Raw genomic sequence first — 8407 nt, forward strand, 5'->3', positions numbered from 1 at the left:
TACCAATATTTACATGTGGTTTAGTTCTTTCGTATTTTTCTCTTGCCATTTTTATTCTCCTTAATCTATCATTAATTGTATATTATTCGTTTTTAAGTTTATCTAACATACTTTGAGGTGCTGGCTCATAATGAGAGAATGTCAAAGTATGAGTTCCTCTACCTTGAGTTTTACTTCTAAGGTCTGTTGTGTATTGGAACATTTCTGATAATGGAACAAATCCTCTAAGAGTTTGAACACCATTATGAAGTTCCATACCTTCAATCTTACCTCTTCTTGCTGTTAAGTCACCCATAACATCTCCAAGGTATTCTTCAGGAACAACAACTTCAATTTTAAAGATAGGTTCAACTAAAACAGGGCCTGCTTTAGCCATAGCTTCTTTAAATGCCATAGAACCAGCCAATTTGAAGGCCATTTCAGAAGAGTCGACATCATGGTAAGAACCGTCTACTAATCTTACTTTAACATCAATAACTTCATATCCTGCAAGGATACCATTTTCCATAGCTCCTTGAATACCTTTGCTAACAGGTTCGATATATTCTTTAGGAATTGCACCACCAACGATTTCGCTAGTGAATTCATAACCTTTACCTTCTTCATTTGGTTCGATTTCAATAACAACATGACCGTATTGACCTCTACCACCTGATTGTTTAGCATATTTATAGTCAGCTCTTGCTGGTTTAGTAATTGCTTCTTTGAATGCAACTTGTGGTTTACCAACATTAGCTTCAACTTTAAATTCTCTAAGAAGTCTATCAACGATAATTTCAAGATGAAGTTCACCCATACCTTCAATAATTGTTTGACCAGTTTCATCATCTGTCTTAAATCTGAATGTTGGGTCTTCTTCTGCTAATTTTACTAAAGCAGCGATCATTTTTTCTTGACCTGCTTTTGTTTTTGGTTCAATAGCTACAGAAATAACTGGATCTGGGAATTCGATTGATTCAAGTAATACAGGAGCATTTTCAGCACATAAAGTATCACCTGTTGTTGTATCTTTTAAACCAACTAAAGCAACGATATCACCAGTTCTGATTTCTTCAATTTGCTTTCTGTCGTTCGCATGCATTCTTAAAATACGACCAACTCTTTCTTTTTTACCTTTTGTTGAGTTATATACATATGAACCACTTTGAAGTGTTCCAGAGTAAACTCTTGTAAATGCTAATTTACCAACAAATGGGTCAGCCATAATTTTAAATGCTAATGCTGAGAATGGATCGTCATCTTTAGGATGTCTTTCCATTTCATCACCTGTTTTTGGATCATGTCCAATCATAGCTGGCACATCAAGTGGAGAAGGCATTAAGTTAACGATAGCATCAATTAACATTTGAACACCTTTGTTTTTGAATGCTGTACCGCATAATACAGGTATAAAATCAAGATTTAGAACACCTTGTCTTAAAGAAGCAATAATTTCTTTTTCTGTTATTTCTTCTCCTTCAAGGTATTTTTCCATAATTTCTTCGCTGTTTACAGAGATTTCTTCTAATAATTTTTCTCTGTATTCTTCAGCTAAATCCATCATATCTTCAGGAATATCTGTTTCTTCAATATCATTACCTTGGTCATCATGATAAATAAATGCTTTCATTTTAACCAAGTCAACAATACCTACGAAATCTTCTTCTTTACCAATAGGTAATTGAATTGGAACAGGATTTGCTCCAAGTCTTTCGCTGATCATTTTTACTACATTGTAGAAATCAGCACCCATGATATCCATTTTATTTACAAATGCGATTCTTGGTACGTTATATTTGTCAGCTTGTCTCCATACTGTTTCACTTTGAGGTTCAACCCCACCTTTAGCACAGAAAACTGCAACAGAGCCGTCAAGTACTCTTAGTGAACGTTGAACTTCTACTGTAAAGTCAACGTGTCCCGGTGTGTCGATGATGTTAATTTCATGACCTTTCCAATGACATGTTGTAGCTGCAGAAGTAATTGTAATACCTCTTTCTTGTTCTTGTTCCATCCAGTCCATTTGAGCTCCACCTTCATGAGTTTCCCCAATTTTGTGGATTTTACCTGTATAGTACAAGATTCTTTCAGTAGTTGTAGTTTTACCAGCATCGATATGAGCCATAATTCCGATATTTCTAACTTTATCTAAACTAAACTCTCTTGCCATCTTTTATTCACCTTACCATTTAAAATGAGCGAATGCTTTATTAGCTTCTGCCATTTTATGAGTATCGTCTTTCTTTTTAACTGAAGCCCCTGTGTTATTGATAGCATCAATAATTTCAGCAGCTAATCTTTCTTTCATTGTTTTTTCGCCTCTGGCTCTTGTGTAAGTTACAAGCCATCTTAGACCTAATGTTTGTCTTCTATCAGGTCTGATATCCATTGGAACTTGGTATGTTGCACCACCAACTCTTCTGGCTTTAACTTCAAGTGAAGGCATGATATTATTTAAAGCTTCTTCAAAAGCTTCTAATGGTTCTTTTCCTGTTTTTTCTGCTACGATGTCAAAAGCACCGTATACAATTTTTTGAGCTACACCTTTTTTTCCATCAAGCATAACGTTGTTTAATAACTTAGTTACTAAAACTGAATTATACATTGGATCAGGTAGCACTTCTCTTTTTGGTACTGGACCTTTTCTTGGCACTGTACTTCCCTCCTAATAATTTAAATTTTTTCATTGGTACTCGATAAGTAAAAATTTATCGTTGTGCTCTATATATTAGATATATAGGTATAAGGCTTGCCTTATAGTTACACACATTATAAATTATTTCTTAGCACCGTATTTACTTCTAGATTGTTTTCTGTCAGCAACTCCTTGAGTATCAAGTGCTCCTCTAATAATCTTATAACGTACACCTGGTAAGTCTCTTACTCTACCACCTTTAACCATAACAACGCTATGTTCTTGTAAGTTATGACCGATACCTGGAATGTAAGCAGTTACTTCCATACCGTTAACAAGTCTAACTCTGGCAATTTTTCTCATAGCTGAGTTTGGTTTTTTAGGTGTAGCAGTTCTTACAACTGTGCACACTCCTCTTTTTTGAGGATTAGATTTAAGAGCAGGAGATTTAGTTTTGTAAACTAAGTCTTTTCTACCTTTTCTAACTAATTGATTAACTGTTGGCATTAAACCTTATTCCTCCTTCCTCAAATTTTTAATATACAAGCAACAGCAGCATCTATGCTTATGTTGCATGCTTTACCTAATTCTTTTTTTGTGGCTACATATTCTATAGTCACATTGTTTTTTTGACAAATATTAACAATTTTGTCTTTTATTGCCGTATCTGTGTCCTTAGCCAAAAACACTTTTAAAGCTTCTTTTTGTTCAACCGCTTTTAAAGTCTGTTTTGTGCCAACCACATATTGTGATTTAGGTATTTCATTAAGCATTTTTTCAACTCCTTTTCACAGTCAGCCTAAAAAGTTTATCAAAAAAAACTTGAAATGTCAATAAAAATCGGCATTTCAACGATTTTTTTTATATTATTTAAAACTAAAAAAACACTTAACAAAATTTATTTTATACCTTTATTAAAAAATAATCCAGTACTTTCATATTATTTTACATATTTTTTTACACTTATTAATGTTAATATTACACTAACAGCAAAACAAATTAAAAATATGTAATTCATTTCATCTACAAATGTATTGTTCATAAAAGATATAAAACTAAACAAACCAAAAATTAAATTACAAAAACAAAACAATAAAACAAAAAATCCATTTAATAACTTCATATTTGTCACCTCATACAAAGTTTATAAAATGGGTTTCAAATAATTTGTAGTTTTATAAAAAAATAAGACTGATTTTTATCAGTCTTACTCTATATTTATTGTGATACTGTAAACACACCCGCTGTCAACCAAATCAACATCATCTTTATTTATATCACTTATAATTGCATCTATATAGTATTCTCCAGGTTTCAAATTTCCGGTTTCTACTATGATTTCTTCGCTTATCTCTCCGGTTACATTATTTATTGTTTTATTGTAAGCGTATGTTTCATTGTTTACATCATATATACCCAAAAATATGTTTGTATTCCCCTCTTCAAATATATCTTTTGCTTTTAATTGAAGTTTTATTGTTGCTCCACTTGAAAAAGTTTGTCCATCTTCAATATTACTTATATAAATGTTCTTATCTTTAAACTTTTCATCTTCATCTTTTTTTCCGAAAATATTATTAAAAAACTCTACTATACCATTTTGTTTTTCTTCAGTTGAATATGAAGCACTATTACTTACATTAGAAGGTTCACTAGATAAATAGTTAGAAATAAAAAAAGCTATACAGCCGAAAAGCAATCCAAGCAACATTATAAAAACAATAATAACAAAAAATAAATTTCTTAAAGAACTATTTCTTCTGCGTCTTTTTCTTCTCATTACATTTACTCCAATATATTTTGGTTTTTTTAAAAATATATCATAAAAAAATTATAACTACAATGATATATATAAAAAAAGAGCATTAAAGCTCTTTTATATCTCATCTATAATTTTACCATCTGTGGAAATAGTAACAACTTGCCATGGAATAAATTTCCCGCTTTCAAAAATTGCTTTTTTTACTGCATTTTCAATTCCTCCACAGCAAGGAACTTCCATTCTTACAACTTTAACACTTTTTATATTATTTTCTTTTATAATAGCTGTAAGTTTCTCACTATAATCAACACTATCCAATTTAGGACAACCTATAAGTGTTATATGGTCTTTTATAAAATCATTATGAAAGTTACCATATGCATAAGCACTACAATCTGCTGCAATAAGAAGTTTTGCATTTTCAAAATAAGGAGCATTAACAGGAGCTAATTTAATTTGAACAGGCCACTGTGATAATTTACTATTAACATTTACATATTCATTTTTATTTATTGATTCATCTAATTCATTTTCTTTCCTATTTATTGCTTTTGAAGAACTTCCCGGACATCCACAAGGAAGATTGTTTTTTTTCTTTTGATTTTCCATAACAGCTTTTTCATCATAAGCCAATGCTTCTCTTTCTTCAAAAGATATAGCACCTGTCGGACAAACTGGCAGACAATCGCCAAGCCCATCACAATAATCATCTCTGAGTAATTTTGCTTTTCCGTTAACCATTCCTATAGCTCCTTCATGACAAGCCTTTGCACATAGTCCACAACCATTACATTTTTCTTCATCTATTTTAATAATTTTTCTAATCATTATTTCCCTCCAAAATTATAAATTGATTATTTAATGGCATTATAATATAATGTATATAAAATATACGTTGCAAATGCAACAAGAAAGGATTTTTATGAAAAATTTATATGAAAAATTAAAAAAAATACCTTTATTCAACAATGTACAAGAAAAAGAAATAAATGAAATAATAGACCAATCATATATAAAATCATATCAAAAAGATGAATATATTTTAAAAGCAGGTGACTTCACATCTAATACAGGAATTATTTTAAAAGGAGAAATCAGTGTTATTAGTGAAGACTTTTGGGGAAATAAAAATATAATTTCAACTTTATCTAAGGGGAATATTTTTGCAGAAATATTTTCTTTAAAAAATAATATACCTTTAAATGTAAGTGTTATATCAAATGAAGATTCAACAATATTATTTATTAATGTAAATGAAATAATAAACAAAACAAGAAACTTTATATTTATAAAAAACCTTATGAATATAATAAGCACAAAAACGTTAATGCTAAATAGAAAAAACGAACTTCTGTCAAAAAGAACCATAAGAGAAAAAGTCATGACATTTTTATCTCAACAAGCTATAAGTGCAAATAACAATTCTTTTAAAATACCTTTTTCAAGAGAAGAAATGGCGAACTTCTTGGCAGTTGACAGAAGTGCGTTATCAAGAGAATTATCAAAAATGAAAAAAGAAGGAATTATAACATACAATAAAAATAATTTTACATTAATTACAAAATAATTTTATAAATATATGTTAATCAAATTGTATTTGTTAATAATTTCTTCCATTCTTTCTATATTTATATCAGAATGTTCAAGCTCTCTTGAATATCTCCATGCAAGTTCTACTTTATCATTTTCACAAAACCTATCTTTTAATATTGATTTTTGTAGCTTACAAATAATATCCCAAATATATGTACTTAAAACAGAAATACCAATTTTAGAAATGATATCATAGTCATAAACTCCACCAGAAAAATATACATATATAAAATATACTAATATTTGTTCAAGCTGTATTTGTGAATTGACTTCAAAACTTAAATCAATATTTTTTTCACAAATAAGTTTATTCCATCTTTCTTTATCCTCATTCCATTTCTCATCTAAAAGTTCAAACTCATTTAATAATCTTAGTATTTTTTTTGCATTGTCTTTATTTATCCATTTTTCATATATTGTTTCTATTTCTTCGTTTTTAAATTTTTCTTCGTATTCAACTAAGATATTTTCTATATTAAAAATATTATTTTCATCTATGCATTCCTGTATTTTTTCACAAAGAATAAATACCTTATTTATTCTAATAAATATATCTTCATTTCTGTTTTGAATTATTTCTAATATTACTTTCCTGCTTTGCTCTAAGGCTGAATATAAAAAGAAATCAAAATCATCATCTTCAACATCTTCTTTATCATCTTCTACTGTTATAAATGAAACCTTATTTTTATTACTTAAAACCATTTTAGCAACCATAGGACAAGACAATGCAAGAGAAATCTCCCTCTCATTTTCAAACTCTTCTGTATGATATGGATAATTTTTACATGTATCACACATCATTTCTCTCCCCGCTTCTATATGTATATCGCAAAGATTATCTTCATTTAAAAATGCACATCTTTTATTATATTGTTTATAAACTCCTTTATCAAATTCAACAGAGTTCTTAAGTCTATTCCCAAAATAGCTTTCACAACTCATATATTTCTCAATTGTATTTTCATCAATTACAATTTGCCACCCTTCACAACAGCTTTTAGGGCATTTATCCATAAGACAATAAAACTTTTTATAATAATCAGGATATGTATATAACATAACCATCCTCCTTGTTTAATATATAATATATTTTAACATTTTATTTACAAATAAAAAAGCCGATATATATCGGCTTTTAATCTTCTCTTTTATCTCCAACAAAGAACAAAGCAACCGTACCGGGACCAGTATGAGAACCTATTGTTGTTCCGACACTATTTATAACTACTTTCCCATCTAAATTTTTAAACTTTTGTTCAATTTTATCTGCTACGGCTTTTGCATCTTCAAAACATGCAGAATTTGATATGTAACATTTTCCGCTATAATCAAGACCATCTTTTGCATGCTGTTCCATTCTTTTTACGATTTCTTCAATTACTTTTTTCTTTCCTCTGTATTTATTTCTTGGAATAAGTTTCCCATCATAACTCATATTTAATAATGGACAAATTTTAAGAGCTGTACCAAATATAGCAGATGTTCTTGAAATTCTTCCACCTCTAAAGTAGCTTGTTAAATCAGTTGAGAAGAACCAGTGGTGTATATTTAGTCTGTTATCCAATACCCATTTTGCAACTTCATCAATGCTTTTACCTTCTTTTTTCTTTTCATTTGCTAATGTAACAAGTAAACCATATCCGCTTGAAGCACCAAGAGAATCTATAACATAGATTTTTCTATTTGGATATTTTTCTTCAAGCGTCTTTTTGGCAATATTTGCAGAATTAATTGTTCCGGAAATACCGCTTGATAAACTTATATGCAAAATATCCATATCTTTTTTTAATATACTTTCAAAAAGCTCTATATATTCTTCAGGGCTTATTTGAGAAGTCGTAGGCATGGCACCCTGCTCAATTTTTTTATAAAATTCATCAAATGGTATCGTCTTTCCTAAATCATCCTTATATTCTTTACCATCTAAAATATAATGGAAATAGGCTAAAGGGATATCGTTTTGTTTAAAGAACTCATAACTCATGTCTGCAGTAGAACAACATGTTATTTTATAATCACTCATTTTAATCCCTCCCTTATATATATTTATTATATCACAAAATAAGTTTTTATATAATGTAAATGACATATTTTCATAATATCAAAATATCATCATATATATTAATATGAAAAAAATATTTAATAACACAAAAGAAAAAATAACAAAATCTCTTCAACTCCCACAAGAGATTTTACTTGAAAAACTAAATATAGAAATTCTCGGAAACGAAAAAATGAACATAATTAACCATAAAGGAATTATTTATTACAGCAGTGAACACATAAGAATAAACTCTTCGTCAGGTTTATTGTCAATAAAAGGAAGAGATCTTCTTTTATCAACATTAATCAGTGAAGAATTAATAATTGAAGGACAAATAGATTCAATCGAATATATCATATAGGAGAACAAAATGTTTATTTTAAGATTTTAT

Annotated in this window: 11 protein-coding genes; 2 read left to right on the plus strand and 9 right to left on the minus strand. The window is 29.2% G+C overall.

From position 1 onward, the window contains the following. Positions 1–82: 82 nt before the first annotated feature. The 7 genes from fusA to FGQ49_RS09645 form a co-directional block, all read right to left on the minus strand. Positions 83–2149: an elongation factor G gene (gene fusA / locus FGQ49_RS09615; RefSeq protein WP_138269655.1), complete on the minus strand. Its 2067-nt coding sequence runs from the start codon at positions 2147–2149 to the stop codon at positions 83–85. A gap of 12 nt (positions 2150–2161) precedes the next feature. After that, positions 2162–2632, minus strand: a complete 471-nt coding sequence (gene rpsG, locus FGQ49_RS09620) for a 30S ribosomal protein S7 (protein ID WP_138269656.1) — start codon at positions 2630–2632, stop codon at positions 2162–2164. 123 nt (positions 2633–2755) lie between these two features. Further along, positions 2756–3121, minus strand: coding sequence for a 30S ribosomal protein S12 (gene rpsL, locus FGQ49_RS09625; RefSeq protein WP_138269657.1), 366 nt, complete (start codon positions 3119–3121; stop codon positions 2756–2758). A 20-nt stretch (positions 3122–3141) separates the two neighbouring features. Then, on the minus strand, positions 3142–3387 hold the full coding sequence (locus FGQ49_RS09630) for a L7Ae/L30e/S12e/Gadd45 family ribosomal protein (RefSeq protein WP_138269658.1): 246 nt from the start codon (positions 3385–3387) through the stop codon (positions 3142–3144). 167 nt (positions 3388–3554) lie between these two features. Continuing rightward, positions 3555–3737 (minus strand): hypothetical protein, encoded by a 183-nt coding sequence (locus tag FGQ49_RS09635; RefSeq protein ID WP_138269659.1) that lies wholly within the window; start codon positions 3735–3737, stop codon positions 3555–3557. An 84-nt stretch (positions 3738–3821) separates the two neighbouring features. After that, positions 3822–4394 carry a hypothetical protein gene (locus tag FGQ49_RS09640; RefSeq protein ID WP_138269660.1) on the minus strand — a complete coding sequence of 191 codons (573 nt, stop codon included), beginning with the start codon at positions 4392–4394 and terminating at the stop codon, positions 3822–3824. 96 nt (positions 4395–4490) lie between these two features. After that, positions 4491–5204 carry a 4Fe-4S binding protein gene (locus tag FGQ49_RS09645; RefSeq protein ID WP_138269661.1) on the minus strand — a complete coding sequence of 238 codons (714 nt, stop codon included), beginning with the start codon at positions 5202–5204 and terminating at the stop codon, positions 4491–4493. A 94-nt stretch (positions 5205–5298) separates the two neighbouring features. Between FGQ49_RS09645 and FGQ49_RS09650 the strand changes: the two genes are divergently transcribed. Then, positions 5299–5943, plus strand: a complete 645-nt coding sequence (locus FGQ49_RS09650; RefSeq protein WP_171020674.1) for a Crp/Fnr family transcriptional regulator — start codon at positions 5299–5301, stop codon at positions 5941–5943. A gap of 2 nt (positions 5944–5945) precedes the next feature. Here FGQ49_RS09650 and fliB read toward each other — a convergent pair whose 3' ends face one another. Further along, entirely contained in the window at positions 5946–7031 is a 1086-nt protein-coding gene (gene fliB / locus FGQ49_RS10540; RefSeq protein ID WP_195323112.1) for a flagellin lysine-N-methylase, read from the minus strand. A gap of 76 nt (positions 7032–7107) precedes the next feature. Then, the gene (locus FGQ49_RS09660; protein WP_138269663.1) at positions 7108–7995 is read right to left on the minus strand and encodes a DegV family protein; all 888 of its coding nucleotides are present in this window, start codon (positions 7993–7995) and stop codon (positions 7108–7110) included. A gap of 103 nt (positions 7996–8098) precedes the next feature. Here FGQ49_RS09660 and FGQ49_RS09665 point away from each other — a divergent pair, with 103 nt between their 5' ends. Continuing rightward, entirely contained in the window at positions 8099–8377 is a 279-nt protein-coding gene (locus FGQ49_RS09665) for a YabP/YqfC family sporulation protein (protein WP_138269664.1), read from the plus strand. Positions 8378–8407 lie beyond the last annotated feature (30 nt).

The organism is Anaerofustis stercorihominis, from assembly GCF_005844425.1.
In the GTDB taxonomy this organism is placed as follows: domain Bacteria; phylum Bacillota; class Clostridia; order Eubacteriales; family Anaerofustaceae; genus Anaerofustis; species Anaerofustis butyriciformans.

What these genes read in the sequence shown, in the direction of transcription:
- fusA (WP_138269655.1), bottom strand. Translation starts at nt 2,149, where the DNA reads ATGGCAAGAGAGTTTAGTTTAGATAAAGTTAGAAATATCGGAATTATG.
- rpsL (WP_138269657.1), bottom strand. Translation starts at nt 3,121, where the DNA reads ATGCCAACAGTTAATCAATTAGTTAGAAAAGGTAGAAAAGACTTAGTT.
- FGQ49_RS09630 (WP_138269658.1), bottom strand. Translation starts at nt 3,387, where the DNA reads ATGCTTAATGAAATACCTAAATCACAATATGTGGTTGGCACAAAACAG.
- FGQ49_RS09635 (WP_138269659.1), bottom strand. Translation starts at nt 3,737, where the DNA reads ATGAAGTTATTAAATGGATTTTTTGTTTTATTGTTTTGTTTTTGTAAT.
- FGQ49_RS09640 (WP_138269660.1), bottom strand. Translation starts at nt 4,394, where the DNA reads ATGAGAAGAAAAAGACGCAGAAGAAATAGTTCTTTAAGAAATTTATTT.
- FGQ49_RS09645 (WP_138269661.1), bottom strand. Translation starts at nt 5,204, where the DNA reads ATGATTAGAAAAATTATTAAAATAGATGAAGAAAAATGTAATGGTTGT.
- FGQ49_RS09650 (WP_171020674.1), top strand. Translation starts at nt 5,299, where the DNA reads ATGAAAAATTTATATGAAAAATTAAAAAAAATACCTTTATTCAACAAT.
- fliB (WP_195323112.1), bottom strand. Translation starts at nt 7,031, where the DNA reads ATGTTATATACATATCCTGATTATTATAAAAAGTTTTATTGTCTTATG.
- FGQ49_RS09660 (WP_138269663.1), bottom strand. Translation starts at nt 7,995, where the DNA reads ATGAGTGATTATAAAATAACATGTTGTTCTACTGCAGACATGAGTTAT.
- FGQ49_RS09665 (WP_138269664.1), top strand. Translation starts at nt 8,099, where the DNA reads ATGAAAAAAATATTTAATAACACAAAAGAAAAAATAACAAAATCTCTT.